Below are 23,931 nucleotides of genomic sequence, written 5' to 3'. Positions count from 1 at the left end.
AATCTAGTAGTTACATTAGTTATATGGAGAGTTTGTTTTCTGATGGTTATGGTTTTTTAACCATTATTGTTATTGCGGTGATATTGCTTTTAGTAATGTCACTAACCCTTATTCTTTTCTTTTATTTATCTCGTAAGAAGATTATAAAGAAAGAAATGGAGAAACAAAAATTGGTAATAGACCACCAGAAAGAAATGCTTTTAGCGTCTATAGAAACCCAAGAAGAGGAGCGTAAGCGTATTGCACAAGATTTGCATGATGATATTAGTTCTAAACTTAATGTAGTATCCTTAAATGCACAGTTTTTATTAGAGGAAGATATTGAAGGAGACGAGTTAAAGCAGATGTTAAACCAAGTGTTGCAAATAACCAATACTACGCTAGATACTTCGCGTAAAATTGCGCACAATTTATTACCTCCGGTACTGGAAAGATTTGGTTTGGGAGCAGCCATAGAAGAAGCTTGTGATGAATACCATAATAGTAAGAAAGTTTCTGTGACTTTAAATAATAATTACAAAACGGGCTTTTTAAAAGAAGAAAACGAGCTGCATATGTTTAGAATTGTACAAGAATTACTTAACAATTCGTTGAAACATGGCAAAGCAAAACATATTGTAGTAAATGTTACTACAGACCAAATTAAAGGGTTGTTATTAGTTTATAAAGATGATGGACAAGGGTTTGATGCTGAAAAGGCAATGAATAAAAAAGGGCTTGGTCTGCAAAATATAGAAAGTCGTTTAGATATACTTAAAGGGTCTATAACATACAAAAGCAAACCTGGTGAAGGGGTTTTAGCTACTATAAAAGTTTAGGGTATGGAAGAAAAAATAAAAATTGCAGTAACAGACGATGAAACATTATTTAGAGCAGGAATCTTATTTATATTAAAAAGGGTACCTGAATTTGAAGTGCTTTTTGAAGCTGAAAATGGAGCCGAACTAGTAAAGCAACTATCGGGTGCTTTAGTAAAACCCGATATTATTTTAATGGATATTAAAATGCCGGAAATGAACGGGGTTGAGTGCACTAAAGTAATTCAGAAAAAATACCCTGAAATTAATATTATAGCCTTAAGTAGTTATGGAGGTAGAGCCTTTATCACCAATATGATTAATGTAGGAGCGTCTTCTTACCTGTTAAAAAACACCTCTCCTAAAGAGGTGGTGTCTACTATCAAAAAAGTGTATAGTACTGGTTTTCATTATGACCAATGGGTACACGATGTGTTAGAAGAAGAAAAACAAAATGGGAAAGCTGTTAATATACAAGTGCTGTTGGGTAATCAGTTGTCTAAACGTGAGTTAGAGATTTTAGAACTTATCTGCAATCAATACACTAATCATGAAATCGCCGATAAACTATTTATTAGTCCGAGAACCGTTGAGGTGCATCGTAAAAAACTATTATTAAAAACCGAATCTAAAAATACTGCGGGATTAGTGGTATATGGTATACGTAATCAGTTGGTACAAGTATCGCCTGATATTTAATTGCATTGGCTTTTATACACCATTAAATTTTCAGCATTCATTTATTTTTATTGTAGAGATACCGTGGTTTTGCAGTAACTAGTATTAAAGTTGTAGTTAAGAAAGCTTAAAAAAGTGCTAGCATTTAGCGTGTTCCGTTCCACTCTGCATAAAATTGTTCTAGAAACTGCTCCATAAATGCATGGCGTTCCGCTGCTAATTTTTTACCTGTATTGGTGTTCATTCGGTCTTTTAAAAGCAATAACTTTTCGTAGAAATGATTAATAGTGGGAGCAGTAGACTTTTTATAAGTCTCTTTATCCATATGTAAATCAGGAGTAATTTCTGGATCGTATAACGCTCTGTTTTTAAATCCACCGTAGTTAAAAGTACGTGCTATACCAATGGCTCCAATAGCATCTAACCTATCGGCATCTTGTACAATGGCTAATTCCTTAGAAGCGAATTGAACAGTGTGGTTACCGCCTTTAAAAGAGATGTTCTCAATTATTTTAATTACATGCTCTATTACTTCAGGGGCTAATGATATAGATTTCATAAAGGCACTAGCCAATTTGGGACCTACTGTTTCATCCCCATTATAAAACTTGCTATCGGCAATATCATGTAACAAAGCACCAAGGGAAACTATAAGCGTATTATAACTATCAGGATCTTCATCCTTCGCTATTAATAAAGAATTTTTGAAAACACGTTGAATATGAAACCAGTCATGCCCGCCTTCAGCATCTGCTAAAGTTTCTTTTACAAAGGCAATTGTTTGTTCAATAATTTCTCTGTTTTTCACAATTATATAATATTCTTTTTTACAGCTTCTTCGGTGAGTGTAATTAGTGTTTCTGCATCATAATCGGCAATAGCAATAGGCTCACTTACTGCTAAGGTTATCTTATTTCCAATGCCCATAGGGAATTTGCCATACTCTAAAGTTTTCCATGAGTTGTTTATAGTAAGAGGCACTACATACCCATCAGGTATTTTTTTAAATAGTAGTTTAAGTCCAGTGTGCTGAAAAGCCTTAGGCTTACCGTCTCTACTTCTGGTCCCTTCAGGGAAAATAACTGCTGCAAACTTTTTATTATAGATGTACTGACCAAAGTTTAAAATTGCTGGTACAGATTGTCTTTTATCCTTTCGGTCTATTAAAACAGATCCGCCGTGCTTTAGATTATATGATACACTAGGAATACCTTTACCCAATTCTTTTTTACTGATGAACTTAGGGTGGTGTTTTCTTAAAAACCAAATAATAGGCGGTATGTCGTACATACTTTGGTGATTGGCAACAATAACCAAAGGAGCACCTTCCGGTAGGTTAAAATTATTTTCAAATTTTACAGAGGTACCAAGAACAAGTAAGCACTTGGTAAGAAAAAAATTAAGGATGGCAACACTTTTTTTATGTGCGCTGTATCCAAAAATATTTAGGCATATCCATTGAACAGGGTGAAAAATCACCAATAAAAGTCCAAATAATAAAAGGAAAATAACCGTTAAGGGGTAGGCAATTAGTTTTCTCATGAGTACTTAAAAGAAAACCACGCACCAGCGTGGTTTTATAAATTATGTGCTACTTATAGATTAACAAAATTCATCGTACGCATCTTTCAGGTTTTCGGCAATCATTTCTGCCGGTCTACCTTCAATATGGTGACGCTCTAACATATGTACCAATGCTCCGTTTCTAAATAACGCCATACTTGGTGATGATGGAGGAAAAGGAACCATATGTCCTCTTGCGGTATCAGTAGCTTCTTTGTCAACTCCTGCAAAAACCGTTACAATGTGATCTGGTTTTTTTGCATTTGCTAAACTTAATTTAGCTCCTGGTCTTGCGTTTGCTGCGGCACAACCACAAACTGAATTTACTACTACTAAAGTAGTACCTTCTTTAGCTAAAGCACTCTCTACTGCTTCAGATGTATGTAATTCTTCAAACCCTACTTGTGTAAGGTCTTCTCTCATTGGTTTTACTAATTCTGCTGGATACATATTTCTTACTTTTATATGGTTTGCATATAAGCACCAAAGGTACAAAATAAAATAGAGTTTCTATACAATTTAAACCTGGGTGCTTCTGTTATATTTTTATTTGTCGTAACTTATTGTTTTCTTTACACGAAAAAAGGAAAAATAAGCTTAGGTTCTATCTAAGGAGCTGGTTTTTTGTGGTTTATAATATAATTTAGTTTTTTAATGTTCAACGTTATCATATTTGTAGGATTACTGTATGTAATGTACAAATTAGGTTTAGGTACAGGATTATTTGGTAATGCGCCTGCAAATACAGATCCTAATCGTATTGTAGTTACCCCTTACGATGTAGAACTTAATATACTTTCTTTAACTTCATTGATTATAAAATCGGATGGGAATGTAAACCGTCCCGAGAAAGATTTTGTGCGTAATTACTTTGTAGAGAAATATGGTAAAGAACATGCCAATGCTACTTTTAAAACCTTTAATGAAACCCTTAAAAATAGAGAGATTGTCTCGCATAGGGTGTGTTATTATGTATTACATAAAACTACTTACCAAGAGCGTTTAGAAATTATTCAGTTGTTGTTTGGAGTGGCTTTATCCGATGGAAATATGAGTCCGAGAGAAGCTCATAAGATTGAGGAAATAGCTGGCTATCTTAAAATTTATAGAAACGATTTTGAGACAATTAAGCTTATGTTTAATATTAAGCAATACAAAAAAGAGGTACCACCAAATGCGTATAAAGTACTTAATATAGTGGTTGCAGCTACCGATGCAGAGGTTAAAAGAGCTTATAGAAATTTGGTAAAATTATATCACCCTGATAAAGTAGTATCTGGTAATGATACTGATAAAAAAGCGGCAGAACAAAAGTTTAGACAGGTTCAAGAGGCATACGAACAGATTCAAAAAGAACGTGGATTTTAAGTTAGCTGATAGTGCACCTACATATCAATTATAAATTGTAGCTTTGAGCGTACCCTAAATGCATTATTAATGGATGAGTTTTTATTTTATTCTAAATTAGGATTTAATCATGTGTTAGATATTAAGGCATATGATCACGTATTGTTTTTTGCGGCCTTGGTAGTGCCGTATTTATTTAAAGACTGGAAACGTGTTATACTTTTGGTTACCATTTTTACTGTTGGACATACGTTAACCTTACTTTTAGCGGTATACGGTCAGTTGTCGTTTAGTGGCACTTATATAGAGTTTCTTATTCCTATTACCATTTTTATTACTGCCTTGTACAATGTATTTACAGCTGGTAAATCGGTTTCAGGGAAAGGGTTGAATTTGGTGTTTTTTACCAGTTTGTTTTTTGGACTTATTCACGGACTTGGCTTTTCAAGGTATTTTAAACAGATTGTTGCTCAACAGGATACAAAATTTATAAAAACACTAGAGTTTGCACTTGGGGTTGAAGCTGCACAGGTTATTGTGGCGTTCCTTATTCTGCTTTTAGGGGTATTAATGCAAACGGTATTTAGGTTTAACAGACGTGACTGGATTTTGGTTTTATCGTCTATCATAATAGGCATGGTAATACCAATGCTTATTAATACGTACCCATTTTAATGAGTATTGTTTCTGAATATAAATCTAGCTATATTCGTTAAAAGATGTCTGTTTAAGTTTTAGGCATCGTTTTTGTTATTAAAAAGACACTATGGATACTGAAAAGCAATTGCGCTATGATAAGGCGTATTTAAGAATGGCTGCCGAATGGGGAAGATTGTCGCATTGTAAAAGAAAGCAAGTTGGTGCTATTATTGTAAAAGACCGAATGATTATTTCGGATGGTTATAATGGTACACCTACCAATTTTGAAAATGTATGTGAAGATGAAGAAGGTTATACCAAATGGTATGTGCTACATGCAGAAGCCAATGCCATATTAAAAGTAGCAGCGTCTACACATTCTTGCGAGGGGGCTACTTTATATATTACGCTTTCTCCTTGTAAAGAATGTAGTAAATTGGTGCACCAGGCAGGTATTAAAAGAGTTGTGTATGTTAATGCCTATAAAGATGATGCTGGATTGAAATTTTTAGAAAAAGCAGGCGTTACTTTAGAACATATACCTAATATAGAAGAATAAGCTTATGAAAGGAAGATCGTATCTAATACCCATATTTGTTGCATTGGCACTATCTGCCGGAATTGTAATAGGTAGTAAGATGCGTTTTAGTGATTCTGCAGATTTGTTTTTTACGTCTAACTCCAAGAAAGATAAATTAAACCGACTTATAGATTATATAGATTATGAGTATGTAGATGATGTTAATACTGATAGTATTGTAGATGTAACGGTGAATAATATTCTTGCCAAGTTAGATCCGCATTCTGTGTATATCCCAAATACACAAACAGAAAAGATTGCCGAAAATATGAAGGGTGAATTTGTAGGGGTTGGTATTAGTGTAATGATGTTGAATGATACTTTAATGGTTACCAGAACACTTGAAGATACACCTGCAGAAAGAGGTGGAATTTTGGCAGGTGACCGTATTTTGATGGCAGATAAAGATACCTTGTATGGTCAGGGATACTCTCGCGGGTTTGTAATTAGCAAACTGAAGGGCGTAGAAGGAGTAGAGGTAAATCTTAAAATATACAGAAAAAGTACTGATAAAGTATTGGATATTGCTTTAAACAGAGCACCGGTACCACTAAAAAGTGTAGATGCCTTTTTTATGGTCAATGATGAGGTTGGTTACATAAAAGTAAATCGATTTGCGGAAACTACGTATAAAGAATTTAGAACTGCCTTAACCTTATTAAGACATAATGGAGCAAAAGCTATTGCTATAGATTTAAGAGATAATCCGGGGGGCTATATGGAAATGGCTGAGCAAATGGCTGATGAGTTTTTACCTAAGGGAAGATTAATTGTATTTACCAGAAATAAGAGGGGTGAAGAGGACAAGATATTTGCTACGGATAGAGGCGATTTTGAGTCGGGCAAGGTATATGTCTTAATTAATGAAAACTCTGCTTCGGCCAGTGAAATTGTGGCAGGCGCATTACAAGATAATGATGTAGGAACCATTGTTGGTCGTAGATCATTTGGAAAAGGGTTGGTACAAAGAGAAATGCCGCTACCAGATGGTTCTGCTGTAAGATTAACTATAGCAAGATATTATACCCCTACAGGAAGATCGATTCAGAAATCATATAGCAATGGGATTGAAGATTACTATGATGATTTCCAAAAACGTTATGAAAGAGGGGAACTACAATATGCAGATAGTATTCAAGTGGCCGACTCGCTACGGTTTACTACTCCAAAAGGCAAAGTAGTATACGGAGGTGGAGGTATTATACCAGATGTGTTTGTTCCTTTAGAAACTATTTATAAGGGTCATTTAAATTATATTCTTCAGTCAGAATTGGTGCCAACCTATGTATTTGAATATTTAGATACAGATAGAGGTAGGTTTGCTAGTATGACAGAAGATGATTTTATAAAAAGGTTTCATCCTGAGGAAGATATGCTGAACGGATTTCAGGAATTCTTAAATAAAAAAGAGTTCGGATTAAATATTTCCTCTTATGATAAGGAGGTAAGCAAGGCATTAAAAGCGGCAATGGCAAATCAGCTATTCGGAGATAATGCATATCAGCGGGTACTTAAGAGTAATGATACTATGGTTCTAAAAGTGTTAGAGCTATACCATAATACTAAAATAACCGAATAAACACACCAGATTTCTGGTGTATATTTAAGTAACCAATAGATATAAGATTAATATTTAAAGATAGCCTTAATGCACGTTATAGTGTACATCTAAAGGAATATGATTGGGGGGTATCAATCGAAAATAAGTTTTAGGGATGTACTACAAAGAATATATTGTAAAAGTTAACAATAATCTTATATAATTATTTATACCAATTTATCGTGTACTTGTACAGGGTTACCCTCGTTCCAGATTGTAAGAACATCTAGTGCTACCTGAGCACCACTACCCATAGCAATAGGTAATTGGCTGCTCCATCCTGCAAGAGTGCCTGCAACATAGATAGCTTCTGTTACCACGTGGTTGGTGTTTTTTAATTGAATACGTTCTTTTACCGGATTTGCACGTTCATGAGGCACTATATATTGGTTGAGTCCTTCAATATTGAAAAGGTTGGTGTTACCCAAAGCAACTATAATGGTTTTAGTATTATAGGTGTTTTTATTAGTAGTTATTGTAAAATTACCGGCAGTACCAGATACTTCGGTTACCTTCTCTTTATGTATTTGAATTACTTCAGGGTACGTTGTTTCAAGATGCTGTATGCCCTCTTTAAGAATATCGGAACCTTTTGTGCCTGCAGGTAAACCAAGCACATTATTAAAAACAGCGGTTTGTAAATGTGAAGCCTTTTGGTGCATTATAATGCCTACCTTTTTGTTTTTAGCAAAGGGCTTGTTTAAAGCCGATCCAAGCATAATAGCACATTGCATTCCTGCTGCACCACCACCAATTACCAAAGCATCAAATGAAATCATCTTATTTCTCTTTAAGTTTTTCAGCTATTTTATAAGATGTTCTTAAGATAAGCATTAGTACAATAGCACATAACGAAGCAAAAATACCTATAAGCGCAATAGAACTATCACCTTCAAAAGGAGCTCTAAAGCTAACTTTGGTTGCATTAATGCCAATAAAACAAATGGCTATTGCTATGATGGTTAAGGTGAAAATTTTCATAAGATGTGTTTTTAAAATAATCCTGTTATGTTAGTGGCAAATAATTTTACCGATATAGCTAACAAAATTACACCAAATATTTTACGTATTACTCCTAATCCCGATTTTCCTAGAACCTTTTCTATCTTGCCCGATAATTTTAACACTATGTATACAAATACCATATTAATAATAATGGCTATAATAATGTTTACTACTTCATATTCAGCGCGTAATGATAGTAATGTAGTCATAGTACCAGCACCTGCAATAAGTGGAAAAGCAATAGGTACTATAGAGGCTGTTTCCGGCGCATCATCTTTGTGAAGTGTAATTCCTAAAATCATTTCAATAGCCAAAAAGAATAGAATAAAAGAACCGGCTACGGCAAATGAGTTTACATCAATACCAATTAATTTTAATATTTCATCTCCAACAAATAAAAAGGCAATCATAATTACCAATGCAACCAGAGATGCTTTTTCAGATTGTACATGTCCTACTTTAGCTCTTAGGTTAACTATAATAGGAATACTTCCAATAATATCAATCACCGAAAACAATACCATAGTGGCTGTTATTATTTGCTTAAAATCTACCATATCAACAATTTTTAAAAAAACGACGACAAAAATATTAAAAATGTAATAACTAAAATGTTATTTAAATTTAAAATATCAATTAAATAATTGTGTTTAACAACAATTTTTTTTTAACCTATATTTGCGGCATGTTTCAAATAGATAAAACCATAGTATCAGAAGAGGTTATTTCAAAGGATTTTGTTTGTAATCTTTCTGCCTGTAAAGGGGCTTGTTGTATAGACGGAGAGGCCGGAGCACCGGTAGAAGACGATGAAACCAAAATTTTGGATGAAATTTATCCGAAGGTAAAGCCATTTATGCGCCCTGAAGGTGTAAAGGTTATTGAAGAGCAAGGTACGTATGTAAAAGGTGAAGATGGCGAATGGGAAACACCATTAATTAACGGAGCAGATTGTGCCTATGTTATTTTTGATGATAAAGGAACTGCCCTTTGTGCTATTGAAGAAGCTTACAACCAGGGAGAAGTGAATTGGAAGAAACCTGTTTCGTGTCATTTATATCCGGTTAGGGTAAAGGAGTACTCATCTTTTTCTGCAGTAAATTATCATAAATGGCATATTTGTGATGATGCTTGTTCTCTGGGGAAAGAATTACAGGTGCCTATTTATAAGTTTGTAAAAGAAGCTCTAATACGAAAATATGGAGAAGCTTGGTACAATGAGTTAGAAGAAGTTGCGCAGGCTTGGAAAAACCAATAGGTTTAAACAGTATTTAAGTATATTTATCACAAATTCTACACAAGATGAAGCATAGCATTTCATTGTATTCAATAAGTATAGTAATGTTGCTAATGTTACTATCGTGTTCGGCCATTTCTGATATCTTTAATGGTAATGGTGTTGTGAAGGTTAAGAATAAGCAACGAATGGCATACTATGACGACTTTTTAAAAGATACGCTTCATTATGGGGTATATATTCATACGCTAAAAAATAAAGAAGCATTGGTAGAAACCCGAGCAAAATTTGCGGGTTTTCCTGAGGCTTATATTTTTGATAAATACCATAAAAATGCCTTTTTTGTTTCGTGTAGTAAGAATACGGGAAATGAAATTAATGCGCTCAACCAACGTGCTCTAGATAGCTTAACATCCGTAGATTTTGAGTTGTTACAAGACTTTAGAAAGTTGGTGTTAATGAAAACCAAAACTGTTTTTGCACACGATAATCTGTTTATGCAAGAAACACAAAAGCATACGCTAGACGTATATTTACTATGCAATACAAAAGTGGGTAAAAAGGAACTCAAGAAGCTTGAGAATCTTAGAAATCTTCAAGATTTAGCCACTATTCATATTCTTGATTTAAGTTTGCAAGAAAATTAATCAGCTTTTAAAAAAGCAATTGTTTTTTGGGTTACCGTCATTAAATCTTCAGGTAGGGTATCTGTATCCCATGGATGTTTTCCTGAAAAAACATGATCTCCATTAGGTATAACTTCTAATTGCGCCGTCGGGTTCCATTTTTTCATATGCTCTGCTTCCCAAAGCGGTACGGTAGCATCTGTATCTCCATGTAGCAGTAAAATAGGGATGTTTAGTTTTTGTACAGCGCGTTTAATGTTTAGTCGCTCGCGGTTTGCTATAAAGTTTTTATAAAATTGGTAGTAGTGAGGCATCTTTTGTTTGGTACGAGAGTTTTCTACATATCCTACACCTCTAAGTCGCCAAACTAAACGTTTAAATCCAGTAGGGAATCTGCTTTCAAAATCGCTAACACCTGCCCATGATACTAATTTTTTTAATCGGGAATCTTCTGCAGCACTTATAGTTATTATACCACCACCTCTTGAGTGACCTATTATGTAAATAGCATTGGTATCTATTTCTTTACTGTATTTAAAATCAGTGCTGGTAAAATAATCTATAATTGCCTGAATATCATCTAATTCTTTTACATAGTTATTGTTTCCAAAGGCTTTTAAATCAGGGAAATCTATAGGTTGTTCTACAGTACCGCCGTTATGCGAAAAATTGAATTTCAGGAAGCACATATGAGCCTTTGCAAATTCTTCTGCAACCAAATGCCAGCAGCCCCAATCTTTAAAACCTTTATAACCATGTACAAATATGACCAAAGGTTTTTTCTTCTGATGGGGTACAAGGGTTATGTCAGACAGAATAGGTAGATTGTGTTTTCCTTCTAATACAAATTGTTCTTTTATCATGGCTATACTTCTTTTTCAGTAAACGGAATAGTAGGATTTACTATTTCCTTAATAAGATTGTGTAATTGTTGTTCAAACAACATTAGCGTTTCTTGGGTTATAAGCACCTCTTTATGGGCTTTTGGAGCACGTTTATCTTTTTTGCAGAATTGTAAAAATCCGGCTTGTAAGTTTTTAAACGAAATAATACCGGCAATAGCATTGGTAAAGGGCACTTCTTTATTACGCATATATGCATAGGCAAGTATCTGAAAAGCTTTGCTATAGGTGTACTCATCTATAAGTTCTTCCCATTCAACAATCTCTACATGTTTACTTTCTACTCGCCCAGATTTGTAATCTACAATACGTAATTGCCCGTCTATTTCATCTACGCGATCTACCTTGCCTATTAGATGTACCGGAAAATTGATGCCTTCTATGGTTAAAGGAATTTTGTAATTACCTTCAATAGTAACAACTTTAACGGTATGATTTTTGACGAGGTTGAGTTCAGATTCTAAAAAACGCTTAACGTAAGTATTGGCTACATTATAAATAAGCAGGTTTTTACCCTTGCTATAATCGGCTCCTTTGTATACATCTGCAAATTGTTTTTTTAGCTCGGTTACGTATCCTTTTTGAAACGTTTGTATATTTTCTACAGATAGCACCTTGCCTTCAAAGGGTTTATAAAGGTCTTCAAGGGTATTGTGTATAATAGTACCCAGCGTATTTGCAGCAATGGTTTCTTCTACTTCTTCTTGTTGGCGAATGCCTAAAACAGATTGTAAGTAGAAATCTAACGGATTTCTAATATAATTGGTTAAACTACTAGGCGAATATCCTTTAGCAGAAACTTCTTTAAGGCGCGCTACTAATGGAGCGTCTTTTTGAATTGTTCTCTCTTGTTTAACAATGTTTATTTCTGGTGATGCAACCACATTGGTAATGGTGTGTTGCGGTAGATTTTCTACCTGCAGTTGCATAATGAAACGACTCTTTTCTCCTCCTTTTAAAGCGTCGGCAATTTCAGTGTTGTATAATATATAGATGTTTTTAGCACGCTGTAAAAGTCGGTAGAAGTGATAGGTATAGACCGCATCTTTTTCTTTGTATGTAGGCATTTCCAGTAAATTCTTAATATCAAAAGGAATAAAAGAATTATTGCTTTTACCTGATGGTAATATACCTTCGTTAACAGCTGTTAATATGATGGTCTCAAAATCAAGATTTCTACTTTCCAGCATTCCCATTATTTGAATTCCATCTAACGGTTCTCCCTGAAAATCTAAAGTCTCTGTACTAATAAGTTCTTTATAAATACTATATAACGTTTTAACAGAGCCAATAAAAGTATTATTTTGTAAATATTCGTAAAGCTGATTAAACAACGTATAGAATCTATATAAGTATTCTAATTCTAATCGATAGATGGTTTTATCGGTTTCGTAAAATTTTTGTAGCGCACTAATAAGATTAAAACAGTTATCCACTAACACTTTTGGGGTAACTTTAATGGTATCTGAAAAAAGGTGCTCTAATTCGTTACTAGGTGTATCTACCCATCCTTTTAACTGAAGTGGGGTAATTTGTATTTTATTCTTCTTCTGGATAAAGTTAATAATCTCAGTGGCTGTTTCACCCAATAATTGTCGTGAAATATGATGTGTTAACACGTTTAGCACATCTTTATAATACCAGTGCGCTTTTGGATTAAGATACAATTGAAAGTACAGTGAAAAAAATGCTGCAATGGGAGTTTCTGTAAGGGGTAGTCCCATGGTAATATTCACCTGTTGTACCTGATTAGGTATTTCATTTAAAACAGGTGTTAATAGGGTTTCGTCTCCTAAAACAACGACAGTGTTTTTCAACTGATTTTTTTGGTACAACTCTTCCAGAAGTGCCCCAGTGTATTTGGCTTGCCCTACATTTTTAGGAATGCCAATAAGTTGTATTTCTTTGGCAGTTTCAAACTCATTACATATCCATTTAGGCTGGTTTTCCTGAAAGTACTTCCAGGTTTTAAAATGTTTTCTGATAAATAAACCCGCATCATGCTCTTCATCTTTTAGAAAGTAGTTATCTATATCCCAATAAATATCGGCATTACCATTTTCTAAAAGTTCTTGTATAATTTTTTCTTCTGCTTTGTTTAAGGCATTGAAGCCTACAAATACATGTTTGGTATTAGGATTGTTTTGTTGGTAAAATTCAAGGTTTTCTATAGCCTCTTTATAAATCATACCTTGGTATCCTATTCCTTTTTGTTGCAGATTTTCTTTGTATTGATAATAGTAATCGCTTAAGCCATTCCAAAAGTCAATATATCTTTTTTGGAGCTCTGTTTGCTCTGCTTCTAAAGACCAATGATTCATTTCTTTTATAGAAGCTAAATACGGGAAAACCGTTTCAGGATCTACCAGATATCGGTCTACTTCATTAAAGTCTTGAAGTAAAAGTTGTCCCCATTTAGAGAAACTATAAAAGTCTTCTGGTTCGTTGGTTTCAATGGAAAGGTATGTGCTGTAAAGTTCAAAAAGTAGCTGAATATTATTAGCATATTTTAGACCCGAAATATTTTCTATAAACGATTCTATACTAATAAATGCAGGAGAGAATCCTGTTTTAGTGTAATTTTTTATAAAGGCATTTTTTAAAAATACACCCGCTCTTTTACTGGGTAAAATAAACGAAATATCCTCTACCTTCTCGGCGGTATTTAAAACATGTATGGCAACGTCTTCAAGAAAACTTTTCATTTTATAAAAATAAAAAACGCTCCGAATTTCGGAGCGTTTTACTATAATTGTTTATCAACTTTCTTATTTTACTAAGTTGATTTCTACACGTCTGTTGTTAGCTCTACCAGCTCTAGTTTTGTTAGAATCAATTGGTTTAGATTCCCCATAACCTTTGGCAGATAATCTGAATTCTTCAATACCGTGGCTAGTTAAGTATTCTTTTATAGAAAGTGCTCTAGACTCAGATAATTTTTGGTTGTTAGTTTCGCTACCAACACTATCTGTGTGTCCTTCAACTGTAAATTTAGCACTTGGGTATTCTTTTAATATATCAAGAATGTTTTCTAATACTTCTTGAGACTGTTCTTTAATTGATGCTTTACCAGAATCAAATAAGATAGTTTTAGCATACTCATTTAATTGTTTCTGAACTTTTTCAGTTACTTCTGGACATCCTTTGTTAGCTACTGTACCAGCAACGCTTGGACATTGATCATCTTTATCTAAAACACCATCTTTATCCGTATCTGGCCATGGACATCCACCGTTAGCGATAGGACCTGCTACTTGAGGGCATTTATCGTCTGCATCGGTAATACCATCAGCATCAGCATCAGGACAACCATTCAATGTTTTTAATCCAGGTACTTTAGGACACTTGTCATCTTTATCAGCAATTCCATCACCATCAGAATCAGGACAACCCATAAATTCTTCTAAACCAGCTTCGTTAGGACATGCATCTTTAGCATCTTCAATTCCATCACCGTCAGAATCAGGACAACCGTTAAATTCAATTAATCCAGGTATTTCCGGACATGCATCTTCCTTATCGTAGATACCGTCACCGTCTGTATCTCTTCCGCCAAATTTAAATACAATACCTGCAATGTGTTGGAAGTGTGGCATAGCCTGATCTCCAAACTGATGTTTGTAACCTGTTTGAACGTTGATACCAAAGTTGTCGCTTAACCAAAAATTAATACCAACAGCACTATTTACAGTAGGATTACTCACTGTACCTCCATCTTCATAGTTAGGTAAACCTTCGTCACTACCCATCCATGTATAACCGCCACCAACTTCTAAATAAGGATCAAAAAAACCGCTATTTAATGATTTTTGGAAACTATATTTAAGTGCGGCATCTAAGCCATAATATTTAAGTTCATTTACAGACGATTCTCCGTACTTCTTTATGTTATTAATAGATCCTCTAATACCAACAGAAAAATTACTTCCTACATATCTTGAAACTTGAAAAGTTGAAACTGCAGGTAATACATTCCAATGTTCTTTAGCATTGAAATATTGCGAAAACCAAGATCCCATTTGAGAGTTAGCATTGGTAGGATAGAAATCTACCGCATTGGCACCTAAACCAACGGCCCATGGGTTATTTTCATCCTGAGCTTGAGCGTTAGTGAATACCAAGCCTAGTATAAATACTAGTACCAGTCTGTTTAAGTGTTTCATATTGTTTTATTAGATTTAAGTTAAATATTCCAATATACAAATATATAGCATTTTTTTGGCAGGCAGGCAGGAAATATGAATATTATGATTTTCTAAATTCTAATTATTAAAGAGGCTAATTATTGTTAATTTTATAGTGTTTTTAAGTTGAATTTGGTAAAAAAATTATTAAATTAAACCTCTACTATTCGTATCTCAGGATATATATATACTAATTTTTTAGCGATGTTTTTATAACCCATTTCCGATATGGCATCACCATATTTTCCTAATTGCCTGTAATATGCATTATTTACTTCACCCGTTTTGTAATCAATAATAATGGCATTATCGTCATGAAGCATTAACCTATCTGGTATTAGTATTTCACCCGTTTTGGTGATAATTTCTTTTTCATTATAAACAATGTATTCAGAAGATTGAAAAAACTCTTTTAGCTCTTCATGTTCTGTAATTTCTAATAGTAACAGTTTAAATGCATCTGCCTCGTTGGTATTGAATAAACCTTCAGTGATAGCTTGTTCTATAGCTAGATCAATTTTTTGAACATTGGGTACCCATGATAAAAGCTGGTGAATAATGTTTCCTTTTTCTATGGCTTCCTGTTGGTGGGTGTCCCAAAGCATTCCGTTTTTAGTAACAATATTCCATTGTTTTTGAGCGGTGGCTTTTCCAAAAGGAATTGTCTTCTGATTGAATTTAGTTTCTTTCTCTTTAGAGGGGATATATAATGGAGTTCCATATACCTCATTATAAAGTGCTACTTCTTGTTTTTCTTTGGTAACAAAATTTTTAAGTAATCTTGACAGTGTATTATCGTAGTCTTTAAAGTTGCTTATTATATGTAATTGTGAAACCGCTCTGGTAAAAGCTACATAGATAACGTTAAAGGTATCTAATGTACTCTTACTGTCTAACGCTGTTTTTAAAAGGGCGTTGGCGGGTGAGTATTCTGAGAAATCTTTATTAGCACTTACTAAAACATTTTCAAAACCACCGTATTCTTCGGGGTTCATGGGAGCCCATAATTCATTACGATCACTTACTAACTTGTCATCTGCAAACGGATAAATTACAACAGGGAATTCAAGCCCTTTCGATTTATGAATGGTAAAAATAGAAATCGCATCAATTCCTTCAGGAGCCACTAGGCTTAGTCTATCTCCTTTTTCTTCCCAGTAATTTAAAAATGCAGTAAGTCCTTCTTTATGATCTTGTGAGAACTCCTGAATTTTATCCAAGTAATATTGAAGGTACGCATCAGATGCATCAGCCAAATTAAATTGGTATATAGCATATAAAACAGCATCGTAAAAAGGTTTGTTTAAAAATACCTTTAATGAAAAATTATAAGAAGCAAAGGCTTCTTCGTTAGGGAGTTGCACTCTGTTGTTTATAAACGAATGACAACCTTCCTGATTTTGACTCAATCCTAAGTATAAAAGAAGTTGTGCTTTTAATTCGGTATTGTCTTCAAATAAACCAAACTTTAGTAGGTTGTTCAAAAACTGTATTTTTGGACTGTTCTTGAGTAATAAGGTTTCAGAGGAAACCATTGGTATTTTTTCTTCGGTTAACGAATTTGCTAATAAAACCCCCTGAACATTAGTTCGGGTAAGTATGGCAATATCTTTAAGAGGAACACCTTCCTTGGTAAGTTTATCAATGGTCTCCAAGGTTTTGGATACATATAGATTGTTGGTAGGCGTCTCTTTATCAGGTTCTATAAAACTAACAGTAACTAATCCTCCTTTTTTAGTATTGGCTTTTTGATGTCCTAAAGCATAAAGCTCCTTATGTTCTTCTGTTAATAGAGACTCTTTAGCATAACTAAAAAAGGCATTATTAAAATTTATAATAGCATCATAGCTCCTAAAATTGGTATCAAGGTTCGCGTTGGTTACAGGAACCGTAAAAGGATTTTCTTTTTCAGAAAAAAGATTTACAAATTGTTCTGGGTTACCACCTCTCCATCGGTAGATAGCTTGTTTAGCATCGCCTACTAACAATAAGGATCCCTTTTTCCCGGAAACCGTTTCAGAGACTAATGCATTATCTATTAGTGGTACCAAGTTTTGCCATTGCATTTCAGAAGTATCTTGAAACTCATCTATAAAATAATGTCTAAACTTTTCTCCCAATCGTTCATAGATAAAAGGAGCGGGTTGTCCTTTTATTGTTTCAGAAATGGTGGCATTAAATTCAGATATCAGAACTAGATTCTCTTCTTCCTTTATTTTTTGAAGTTCGTTTTGTACCCTGTTAATAACCGTTAATGGTACAAGGTTTTTATAAATATTCTTAAGAAACTTCCAATGGTAATAGTCGTTTTTAATAGTAGCAAAAGACAGCCCTATTTTAGGAAGCATATCTTCTATGGTTGCAGCCTTAGCCTTGTCTAGTTTGGTCGGAATAATACCTTTGCCTTGTGCTATATTTTCTTCTAGTTTGGTTCCGTAAGGGTTTTGTCCGTACTCTAAATTACGGTGTTTTAAAAAATGGTTAGGTAAAGAGCTTCTGCTAAAATCAGAAAATTCTAATCCTGCATTAGAGATGTCCTCTAAAACGGTAGACGCTTCTTTTTTTATTTTATCAGAAAGTGTTTGAATGCTGTTTGCAACCTGTTTTTTTAAGCTATTAAAATCGGCTATTGATTTATCTTTTAATTTTAAAAGTGGCAGGTAATGATTCTCTTGCGTAATCTTTTTTGAAGTTTCTAAAATATCTCTTGAGATATCCCAGCTTTTATCCTCGTCAATTTTCTCAATAACAAAGTTTACTAATAATTCTGTTAGTTCTTTGTCTTCACCAGCATTAGCAATTAAGTTGTCTACCGCTTCTTTTAAAAGAAGGTCGGTATCTAGCGTAACTTCAAAATTTTGAGGAAGCTTTAAATCAAACGCAAAGGTTCTTATAATCCGATGGTTGAATTTATCAATAGTCGAAACATCAAAAAACGCATAGTTGTGTAATATTTTTTTCAGTGCTTTCTGAGAGCGCCGTTGTAAGGTTAAACAATCTATACCGAGTTCTTCACAAAGCATCTTAAACATATGGTTGTGGTCTTGTGCATGCTTGTTATGTGCAAAATCGGCAAGATTATCAACTATACGTTCTTTCATTTCGCCAACAGCCTTATTGGTAAAAGTAATGGCAAGTATGTTTTTAAAGCCTTCTGCATAATTACTAGATAGTAGAATTGACAGGTAATTTTTTACCAGCGTAAAGGTTTTTCCGGAACCTGCTGAGGCATTATAGATTTTAAAAGAAGTGGCGTTCAATTTATTTGCTTTATTGCAAAATAAGAAATCTTTATGGTTATTAACAATTAATTAGTATAACTATGGTGCTTTAATTGTTAAATTTGATATGTTTGAATTATTAACCTAAAAAAACGAAATACTATGTCATTTGAATTGCCAAAATTGCCTTATGCATATGATGCATTAGAACCACATATTGATGCAAAAACAATGGAAATTCACCATACAAAACATCATGCTGGTTATACTGCTAAGTTAAATGGTGCTGTTGAAGGTACAGAATTAGAAGGTAAAAGTGTTGAAGAAATACTTACTTCTTTAGATATGTCAAATGGAGCTGTTAGAAATAATGGTGGAGGTTTTTATAATCACAACCTTTTCTGGACGGTAATGTCTCCAAACGGAGGAGGAGAGCCAACAGGTGCTTTAGCAGAAGCTATTACTGCTGAGTTTGGTTCTTTTGAATCATTTAAAGAAAAATTTTCGAGCGCAGCAGCAACACAGTTTGGTTCTGGGTGGGCTTGGTTATGTGTTCATAAAGGTGGTAAAGTAGAAGTTTGTTCTACTCCAAACCAAGATAACCCATTAATGCCGGGTAACTGTGGTGGTACTCCAATCTTAGGATTAGATGTATGGGAACATGCTTACTATTTAAATTACCAAAATAAAAGACCTGATTATATTTCAGCGTTCTTTAGCGTAATTAACTGGGAGAAAGTAGCCGAGTTATATGAAGCTTCAAAATAATTAGTAGATTATATATACGAGAAAAGTCCGGTTTATACCGGACTTTTTTTATATCTTACTATTTGATTTTTAGAAATGGAATAGGTGTAAAATAAAAAAAGACGAAAATATATTTTCGTCTTTTTTTGCCCCAAATCTTACCATTAACTTAACCTACTTATGTTATGGCAGTACTAATGTAGTAAGACTTCGATGTTGTAAATAATTTTATAGACAAAATGCAGCTTTATTAGATAAAGCGCAGTATTGCTCCAACGTACTAGTATGCTCGTTCCTTATTACCTTCAAAAAAGTTTATAAAAGCTCTGTTTACCACGCGGTTACCACCCGGTGTTGGGTAATCACCTGTAAAGTACCAATCACCTAAGTTTTTAGGGCAGGCCTCATGTAGTTTTTCTACAGATTGGAAAACGATATCCAATTCAGCTTTTAACGCTTTAGGAGCTAATAATGTAGCAATTTTATCTGAAATTTGCTCGTTGGTAAACGGAGCATATAAATCTTTTACCACATTTACCACATCGGTATCGGTGTAATCAACCTGAGATAAACATCTTTGGTAAATGTCTTCAATGATATCTTCTGTACCAGCATCTTCGTGTAATGCTAAAGCAGCTCTAAACGCAACTAGATCTTCTAAGCGTGCCATGTCTATACCATAACAATCTGGGTATCTAATTTGCGGAGCCGAAGAAACAACAACAATTTTCTTAGGATTAAGACGATCTAGTATACGCAGGATACTCTTTTTTAAAGTGGTACCACGTACAATACTATCATCAATAATTACTAGGTTGTCGTTTTCTTTTACAGAGCCATAGGTAATATCGTATACGTGTGCAACTAAATCATCGCGGCTGTTATCGTCTGCAATAAACGTTCTTAGCTTTGCATCTTTAATGGCTATTTTTTCAATACGCGGGCGCACATTTAAAATTTCCTTTAAACGTTCCGGTGTCATGGTGTCCATTTCGGCAAGGATAAGCTCCTGCTTTTTGTTGTTCAAATACGTTTGAGCCTCTTTTACCATTCCGTAATAAGATGTTTCTGCTGTATTTGGAATGTATGAGAATACGGTGTTTTCTAAATCGCTATCTATTTTTTCAAGAATTTGCGGCATTAGTAATTTACCTAATAATTTACGCTCTTCGTAAATTTCTTTATCACTCCCTCTAGAGAAATAAATACGTTCAAAAGAACACGCTTTACGCTCAAGTGGTTCAAGTATTTTTTTATTCTGAACTTCTCCTGATTTTTTTACAATGATTGCATGCCCCGGGTCTATCTCCTTTACATTTTCAAAAGAAACATTGAAAACAGTCTGTATTACAGGTCTTTCAGAAGCAATTACTACAACTTCATCATCTTGGTAATAATAAGCAGGGCGAATTCCTGCAGGGTCACGTAATACAAAAGCATCACCATGGCCAATTAAGCCAGCCATTGCGTATCCTCCGTCCCAGCTTTTAGCAGAACGCTTAAGGATTTTAGCAATGTTTAAGTTTTCTGCAATTAACGGAGATGCTTCTATTTTGCTGTACCCTTCTTTTTTAAAGCGTTTGTAGAGTTTGCTTACTTCATCGTCTAAGAAGTGTCCAATTCTCTCCATTACAGTAATGGTGTCGGCTTTTTCTTTCGGATGTTGTCCTAAGCGTACTAATTTATCAAACAGTTCATTAACATTGGTCATGTTAAAGTTACCTGCAACAATAAGGTTACGGTGCATCCAGTTATTTTGTCTTAAAAACGGGTGTACACTTTCAATGCTATTTTTACCAAACGTACCGTAGCGTACATGTCCTAAGTAAAGTTCACCTAGATACGGTAATTTTCTCTTTTGAGCTTCAATATCATCAATTAACCCCGGAGTGCTATCCAATATACCATTAATTCGAGTATTTACCTGAGTAAAAATGTCTTGTATAGGTTGCTGCTGATTAGAACGTACTCTACTCATGTAACGCTCTCCTGGTTCCATGTCCATTTTAATACTGGCTAAACCAGCACCATCCTGTCCTCGGTTGTGCTGTTTTTCCATCATTAGGTACATTTTCTGAATACCATAAAAAGAAGTACCGTATTTTTCTTTATAGTATTCTAATGGTTTTAGTAGCCTAACCAAGGCAATTCCACATTCGTGTTTAATAGCGTCACTCATAGTTGTATTGTAAAAGTTATGGGGGCGATTTTGGCCTTATTTACTGTTGTTTTTATTATGTAATAAGTTGTATGTAAATGCATGTCCGCTCGCTAATCTCTTCGTATTAAAAAGCCCCGAAAATTCAGGGCATGTTATTAGGGTATTTCTATTTCAAATTGAGTTAACTTTCTAAACTGTCCGAGACGCTCCTGCATGTCGTCCTTTGTTAAGGTAGTCATCCGTTCTGTTCCAAATTTTTCTACGCAGAAGGATGCCAAATTAGATCCGTATATAATGGCATTCTTCATATTGCTAAATGAAATATCTCCGGTATTTGCTAAATAACCAGAAAAACCACCTGCAAATGTATCTCCTGCTCCGGTTGGGTCAAATACTTCTTCTAGAGGTAGGGCTGGCGCAAAGAAAATATTGTCTTTGTCAAATAGCATAGCACCGTGCTCTCCTTTTTTAATAACCACGTAACTTGGGCCCATTTGTAAAATTTTCTGAGCAGCTTTTACAAGCGAGTATTCATCAGAAAGTTGTCTGGCTTCTTCATCATTAATAGTAACAACATCTACTTTAGATAAAACTTCTATTAACTCATCCCAAGTATTATCCATCCAAAAGTTCATGGTGTCTAAAACTATTAATTGTGGTTTTTTCTCCATTTGCTCAATTACACTTAATTGGACGGATGGATGTAGATTTCCTAACATAACTACGTCTGCGTCTTTAAAATGATCAGGTACAATCGGTTTAAAGTTAGCAAGTACGTTAAGTTCTGTTACTAAGGTGTCTCTTGAATTTAAATCGTTATGATATTTTCCTTTCCAGAAAAAAGTTTTTCCATCTTTCACAACTTCAATTCCTGATATATCGATGTTTTTACTTTTAAGCATCTCCAAATCTTCAGCAGGAAAGTCTTCTCCTACTACAGATACAATACAAGAGTCAATTTTGAAATTAGATGCAGATAAGCCTATATAGGTAGCTGCACCGCCTAAAATTTTATCAGTTTTACCAAAAGGGGTTTCAATAGCGTCAAAAGCTACTGTACCTACAATTAATAGTTTGCTCATTAAACTTTAATTTTTTGCAAATATAAGGTTACTTTTTTATTTACTAAATTTACATTGATAGAAGTGGAACCTTAAATTTATTTATTCTCAAATCCGTAATCTGTTTTAAGTGGTGGCTTTTTAGAAGCCTCTACAGCTAAAAAATCACATCGTTCGTTTTGAGGATGATTATTATGACCTTTAACCCACTGAAAATATACCTTATGTTTTCGGTATTCTACTAAGAAAAGTTTCCAGAGATCGCTATTTTTTTTTCCTTTAAAGTTGGTGCGTTCCCAATTGAAAAGCCATTTTTTAGTTACGGCATCGACTACATATTTAGAATCGGTGAACACAGTTACGGTAGTTTCAGTAAGCTTTAATTTTTTTAAAGCTTCAATCACTGCAAGTAGCTCCATTCGGTTATTGGTGGTTTCTGTAAATCCTTCAAAAAATTCTTTCTTGTAGGGTTTGCCAACCCATTCCATTACAATTCCGTATCCGCCTGGTCCTGGATTGCCTCTAGAGGAGCCGTCTGTATATATATGTACCTGAGAATTACTCATTCAATAGTTTTTCAATTATTTTAGGGAAGTATTCGTATTCTAGGGTGTGCACTTTGTTAGCTACGTCGTTGGCAGTGTCTTCGGGAAGTACATCGCACTCGGCTTGAAAAATAATAGCCCCATCATCATAGTTTTCATTTACATAATGAATGGTAATACCACTTTTTGACTCCTTATTAGCCACTACAGCATTGTGAACATGGCTTCCGTACATGCCTTTTCCTCCGTATTTAGGTAATAATGCAGGGTGAATGTTAATAATTTTGTTGTTAAATTCACGAATTATATTTTCTGGAAATTTCCATAGGAATCCTGCCAAAACTATGAGGTCTGGAGCTGTCGATTTTAGTAAATTTAAGACATGATCTTCTTCGTAAAACGCAGCTCTGTTAAAAGTAAGTGCACTGATGTTATTATTTTTTGCACGCTCTAAAACATAGGCTTTTGGATTGTTACACAGTATGATAGAGACTTTAAAGGTAGGGTCGTCTTTAAAATAGCTAACAATGTTTTCTACATTAGAACCCGACCCCGAAGCAAACAACACTACATTTTTCATGAAAATTTAAATCAATGGTTAAAACGCAAAAAAACTAATAATAATTAAGAATAAGAAGCCCTAAAACTAAATAGTTGAATTAATTTTCACTAATTTAGAAGCACATTTTTGAACTAAAATGTTGTATTCAATTAAAGTTTTTTATTTTTGCCAACAAATTAAATTTTAAAACTAAAAGATTATGTCAGACATTGCATCAAGAGTAAAGGCTATCATCGTTGACAAATTAGGGGTTGACGAGAACGAAGTGGTAGCTGAAGCAAGCTTTACTAACGACTTAGGAGCAGACTCATTGGACACAGTGGAATTAATAATGGAATTCGAAAAAGAATTTGATATTCAAATTCCTGATGACCAAGCAGAAAACATTGCTACGGTTGGTCAGGCAATTCAATACATTGAATCGGCAAAGTAATTTAAAATTTATACAAAGGTATTCATGAAGTTATAGAATGTTC

The 23,931-nt window shown here is 34.2% G+C and carries 24 protein-coding genes; 10 read left to right on the top strand and 14 right to left on the bottom strand.

The genetic code is table 11. The features are described 5' to 3' along the window. The first annotated feature begins 23 nt into the window (after nt 1–23). Nucleotides 24–818 carry a sensor histidine kinase gene (locus NBRC110019_RS11005; protein WP_281754820.1) on the top strand — a complete coding sequence of 265 codons (795 nt, stop codon included), beginning with the start codon at nt 24–26 and terminating at the stop codon, nt 816–818. Between the two features lie 3 nt (nt 819–821). After that, nucleotides 822–1,496, top strand: coding sequence for a response regulator transcription factor (locus NBRC110019_RS11000; protein ID WP_281754819.1), 675 nt, complete (start codon nt 822–824; stop codon nt 1,494–1,496). A gap of 124 nt (nt 1,497–1,620) precedes the next feature. Here NBRC110019_RS11000 and NBRC110019_RS10995 read toward each other — a convergent pair whose 3' ends face one another. The 3 genes from NBRC110019_RS10995 to NBRC110019_RS10985 are packed head-to-tail and all read right to left on the bottom strand — an operon-like array spanning nt 1,621 to nt 3,488. Beyond that, nucleotides 1,621–2,283 (bottom strand): HD domain-containing protein, encoded by a 663-nt coding sequence (locus tag NBRC110019_RS10995; RefSeq protein ID WP_281754817.1) that lies wholly within the window; start codon nt 2,281–2,283, stop codon nt 1,621–1,623. A 2-nt stretch (nt 2,284–2,285) separates the two neighbouring features. Next, nucleotides 2,286–3,017 (bottom strand): lysophospholipid acyltransferase family protein, encoded by a 732-nt coding sequence (locus tag NBRC110019_RS10990; protein ID WP_281754815.1) that lies wholly within the window; start codon nt 3,015–3,017, stop codon nt 2,286–2,288. A gap of 60 nt (nt 3,018–3,077) precedes the next feature. After that, nucleotides 3,078–3,488, bottom strand: a complete 411-nt coding sequence (locus NBRC110019_RS10985) for a BrxA/BrxB family bacilliredoxin (protein ID WP_281754814.1) — start codon at nt 3,486–3,488, stop codon at nt 3,078–3,080. 204 nt (nt 3,489–3,692) lie between these two features. Here NBRC110019_RS10985 and NBRC110019_RS10980 point away from each other — a divergent pair, with 204 nt between their 5' ends. From NBRC110019_RS10980 to NBRC110019_RS10965, 4 genes are all read left to right on the top strand, one after another. Next, nucleotides 3,693–4,406: a molecular chaperone DjiA gene (locus NBRC110019_RS10980; RefSeq protein WP_281754812.1), complete on the top strand. Its 714-nt coding sequence runs from the start codon at nt 3,693–3,695 to the stop codon at nt 4,404–4,406. 69 nt (nt 4,407–4,475) lie between these two features. Continuing rightward, on the top strand, nt 4,476–5,060 hold the full coding sequence (locus NBRC110019_RS10975) for a HupE/UreJ family protein (protein WP_281754811.1): 585 nt from the start codon (nt 4,476–4,478) through the stop codon (nt 5,058–5,060). 91 nt (nt 5,061–5,151) lie between these two features. Then, entirely contained in the window at nt 5,152–5,583 is a 432-nt protein-coding gene (locus NBRC110019_RS10970; RefSeq protein WP_281754810.1) for a deoxycytidylate deaminase, read from the top strand. Nucleotides 5,584–5,587: 4 nt separating this feature from the next. Further along, nucleotides 5,588–7,183 carry a S41 family peptidase gene (locus tag NBRC110019_RS10965; protein ID WP_281754808.1) on the top strand — a complete coding sequence of 532 codons (1,596 nt, stop codon included), beginning with the start codon at nt 5,588–5,590 and terminating at the stop codon, nt 7,181–7,183. A 188-nt stretch (nt 7,184–7,371) separates the two neighbouring features. Here NBRC110019_RS10965 and NBRC110019_RS10960 read toward each other — a convergent pair whose 3' ends face one another. From NBRC110019_RS10960 to NBRC110019_RS10950, 3 genes are read right to left on the bottom strand one after another with little or no spacing between them, the layout of a single operon-like run. Beyond that, a complete protein-coding gene (locus tag NBRC110019_RS10960; protein ID WP_281754807.1) occupies nt 7,372–7,983 on the bottom strand; it encodes an FAD-dependent oxidoreductase in 612 nt (203 codons plus the stop codon). Between the two features lies 1 nt (nt 7,984). Further along, nucleotides 7,985–8,185 carry a hypothetical protein gene (locus NBRC110019_RS10955; RefSeq protein ID WP_281754806.1) on the bottom strand — a complete coding sequence of 67 codons (201 nt, stop codon included), beginning with the start codon at nt 8,183–8,185 and terminating at the stop codon, nt 7,985–7,987. Nucleotides 8,186–8,196: 11 nt separating this feature from the next. After that, complete coding sequence (locus NBRC110019_RS10950) at nt 8,197–8,766, bottom strand: MarC family protein (RefSeq protein ID WP_281754805.1); 570 nt, start codon at nt 8,764–8,766, stop codon at nt 8,197–8,199. Between the two features lie 128 nt (nt 8,767–8,894). Between NBRC110019_RS10950 and NBRC110019_RS10945 the strand changes: the two genes are divergently transcribed. Together NBRC110019_RS10945 and NBRC110019_RS10940 are read left to right on the top strand one after the other, a co-directional pair. Continuing rightward, complete coding sequence (locus NBRC110019_RS10945; protein ID WP_281754804.1) at nt 8,895–9,467, top strand: DUF3109 family protein; 573 nt, start codon at nt 8,895–8,897, stop codon at nt 9,465–9,467. A 44-nt stretch (nt 9,468–9,511) separates the two neighbouring features. Next, entirely contained in the window at nt 9,512–10,093 is a 582-nt protein-coding gene (locus NBRC110019_RS10940) for a hypothetical protein (protein ID WP_281754803.1), read from the top strand. On the opposite strand, the gene NBRC110019_RS10935 is transcribed toward NBRC110019_RS10940, so the two are convergent. The 4 genes from NBRC110019_RS10935 to NBRC110019_RS10920 all read right to left on the bottom strand — a co-directional run bounded on the left by NBRC110019_RS10935 (nt 10,090) and on the right by NBRC110019_RS10920 (nt 18,418). After that, entirely contained in the window at nt 10,090–10,935 is an 846-nt protein-coding gene (locus NBRC110019_RS10935) for an alpha/beta hydrolase family protein (RefSeq protein ID WP_281754802.1), read from the bottom strand. The genes NBRC110019_RS10940 and NBRC110019_RS10935 overlap by 4 nt on opposite strands. Before the next feature lie 2 nt (nt 10,936–10,937). Then, nucleotides 10,938–13,679 (bottom strand): PD-(D/E)XK nuclease family protein, encoded by a 2,742-nt coding sequence (locus NBRC110019_RS10930; protein ID WP_281754801.1) that lies wholly within the window; start codon nt 13,677–13,679, stop codon nt 10,938–10,940. Nucleotides 13,680–13,742: 63 nt separating this feature from the next. Further along, on the bottom strand, nt 13,743–15,137 hold the full coding sequence (locus NBRC110019_RS10925) for an OmpA family protein (protein ID WP_281754800.1): 1,395 nt from the start codon (nt 15,135–15,137) through the stop codon (nt 13,743–13,745). Between the two features lie 173 nt (nt 15,138–15,310). Continuing rightward, nucleotides 15,311–18,418, bottom strand: a complete 3,108-nt coding sequence (locus NBRC110019_RS10920; protein ID WP_281754799.1) for a UvrD-helicase domain-containing protein — start codon at nt 18,416–18,418, stop codon at nt 15,311–15,313. Between the two features lie 123 nt (nt 18,419–18,541). Between NBRC110019_RS10920 and NBRC110019_RS10915 the strand changes: the two genes are divergently transcribed. After that, on the top strand, nt 18,542–19,147 hold the full coding sequence (locus tag NBRC110019_RS10915) for a superoxide dismutase (RefSeq protein ID WP_281754797.1): 606 nt from the start codon (nt 18,542–18,544) through the stop codon (nt 19,145–19,147). A gap of 259 nt (nt 19,148–19,406) precedes the next feature. On the opposite strand, the gene NBRC110019_RS10910 is transcribed toward NBRC110019_RS10915, so the two are convergent. The 4 genes from NBRC110019_RS10910 to purN all read right to left on the bottom strand — a co-directional run bounded on the left by NBRC110019_RS10910 (nt 19,407) and on the right by purN (nt 23,473). Next, nucleotides 19,407–21,305 (bottom strand): amidophosphoribosyltransferase, encoded by a 1,899-nt coding sequence (locus NBRC110019_RS10910; protein WP_281754796.1) that lies wholly within the window; start codon nt 21,303–21,305, stop codon nt 19,407–19,409. A gap of 137 nt (nt 21,306–21,442) precedes the next feature. Further along, nucleotides 21,443–22,369 (bottom strand): PfkB family carbohydrate kinase, encoded by a 927-nt coding sequence (locus NBRC110019_RS10905; RefSeq protein WP_281754794.1) that lies wholly within the window; start codon nt 22,367–22,369, stop codon nt 21,443–21,445. 77 nt (nt 22,370–22,446) lie between these two features. Further along, the gene (gene rnhA, locus NBRC110019_RS10900; RefSeq protein WP_281754793.1) at nt 22,447–22,914 is read right to left on the bottom strand and encodes a ribonuclease HI; all 468 of its coding nucleotides are present in this window, start codon (nt 22,912–22,914) and stop codon (nt 22,447–22,449) included. Beyond that, nucleotides 22,907–23,473, bottom strand: a complete 567-nt coding sequence (gene purN, locus NBRC110019_RS10895; protein WP_281754792.1) for a phosphoribosylglycinamide formyltransferase — start codon at nt 23,471–23,473, stop codon at nt 22,907–22,909. The genes rnhA and purN overlap by 8 nt, the downstream gene beginning before the upstream one ends. 181 nt (nt 23,474–23,654) lie before the next feature. On the opposite strand from purN, the gene NBRC110019_RS10890 reads away from it, so the two are divergent. Next, the gene (locus NBRC110019_RS10890; RefSeq protein WP_008236559.1) at nt 23,655–23,888 is read left to right on the top strand and encodes an acyl carrier protein; all 234 of its coding nucleotides are present in this window, start codon (nt 23,655–23,657) and stop codon (nt 23,886–23,888) included. Nucleotides 23,889–23,931: the final 43 nt, after the last annotated feature.

The sequence above is a fragment of the Neptunitalea chrysea genome, from assembly GCF_027924145.1.
GTDB lineage: Bacteria > Bacteroidota > Bacteroidia > Flavobacteriales > Flavobacteriaceae > Neptunitalea > Neptunitalea chrysea.
Note: the sequence above shows the minus strand (reverse complement) of the source record. Positions and strands in the feature narration are given on the sequence as shown.

What these genes read in the sequence shown, in the direction of transcription:
- NBRC110019_RS11005 (WP_281754820.1), top strand. Translation starts at nt 24, where the DNA reads ATGGAGAGTTTGTTTTCTGATGGTTATGGTTTTTTAACCATTATTGTT.
- NBRC110019_RS11000 (WP_281754819.1), top strand. Translation starts at nt 822, where the DNA reads ATGGAAGAAAAAATAAAAATTGCAGTAACAGACGATGAAACATTATTT.
- NBRC110019_RS10990 (WP_281754815.1), bottom strand. Translation starts at nt 3,017, where the DNA reads ATGAGAAAACTAATTGCCTACCCCTTAACGGTTATTTTCCTTTTATTA.
- NBRC110019_RS10985 (WP_281754814.1), bottom strand. Translation starts at nt 3,488, where the DNA reads ATGTATCCAGCAGAATTAGTAAAACCAATGAGAGAAGACCTTACACAA.
- NBRC110019_RS10980 (WP_281754812.1), top strand. Translation starts at nt 3,693, where the DNA reads ATGTTCAACGTTATCATATTTGTAGGATTACTGTATGTAATGTACAAA.
- NBRC110019_RS10975 (WP_281754811.1), top strand. Translation starts at nt 4,476, where the DNA reads ATGGATGAGTTTTTATTTTATTCTAAATTAGGATTTAATCATGTGTTA.
- NBRC110019_RS10970 (WP_281754810.1), top strand. Translation starts at nt 5,152, where the DNA reads ATGGATACTGAAAAGCAATTGCGCTATGATAAGGCGTATTTAAGAATG.
- NBRC110019_RS10965 (WP_281754808.1), top strand. Translation starts at nt 5,588, where the DNA reads ATGAAAGGAAGATCGTATCTAATACCCATATTTGTTGCATTGGCACTA.
- NBRC110019_RS10960 (WP_281754807.1), bottom strand. Translation starts at nt 7,983, where the DNA reads ATGATTTCATTTGATGCTTTGGTAATTGGTGGTGGTGCAGCAGGAATG.
- NBRC110019_RS10955 (WP_281754806.1), bottom strand. Translation starts at nt 8,185, where the DNA reads ATGAAAATTTTCACCTTAACCATCATAGCAATAGCCATTTGTTTTATT.
- NBRC110019_RS10950 (WP_281754805.1), bottom strand. Translation starts at nt 8,766, where the DNA reads ATGGTAGATTTTAAGCAAATAATAACAGCCACTATGGTATTGTTTTCG.
- NBRC110019_RS10945 (WP_281754804.1), top strand. Translation starts at nt 8,895, where the DNA reads ATGTTTCAAATAGATAAAACCATAGTATCAGAAGAGGTTATTTCAAAG.
- NBRC110019_RS10940 (WP_281754803.1), top strand. Translation starts at nt 9,512, where the DNA reads ATGAAGCATAGCATTTCATTGTATTCAATAAGTATAGTAATGTTGCTA.
- NBRC110019_RS10935 (WP_281754802.1), bottom strand. Translation starts at nt 10,935, where the DNA reads ATGATAAAAGAACAATTTGTATTAGAAGGAAAACACAATCTACCTATT.
- NBRC110019_RS10930 (WP_281754801.1), bottom strand. Translation starts at nt 13,679, where the DNA reads ATGAAAAGTTTTCTTGAAGACGTTGCCATACATGTTTTAAATACCGCC.
- NBRC110019_RS10925 (WP_281754800.1), bottom strand. Translation starts at nt 15,137, where the DNA reads ATGAAACACTTAAACAGACTGGTACTAGTATTTATACTAGGCTTGGTA.
- NBRC110019_RS10915 (WP_281754797.1), top strand. Translation starts at nt 18,542, where the DNA reads ATGTCATTTGAATTGCCAAAATTGCCTTATGCATATGATGCATTAGAA.
- NBRC110019_RS10910 (WP_281754796.1), bottom strand. Translation starts at nt 21,305, where the DNA reads ATGAGTGACGCTATTAAACACGAATGTGGAATTGCCTTGGTTAGGCTA.
- NBRC110019_RS10905 (WP_281754794.1), bottom strand. Translation starts at nt 22,369, where the DNA reads ATGAGCAAACTATTAATTGTAGGTACAGTAGCTTTTGACGCTATTGAA.
- rnhA (WP_281754793.1), bottom strand. Translation starts at nt 22,914, where the DNA reads ATGAGTAATTCTCAGGTACATATATATACAGACGGCTCCTCTAGAGGC.
- purN (WP_281754792.1), bottom strand. Translation starts at nt 23,473, where the DNA reads ATGAAAAATGTAGTGTTGTTTGCTTCGGGGTCGGGTTCTAATGTAGAA.
- NBRC110019_RS10890 (WP_008236559.1), top strand. Translation starts at nt 23,655, where the DNA reads ATGTCAGACATTGCATCAAGAGTAAAGGCTATCATCGTTGACAAATTA.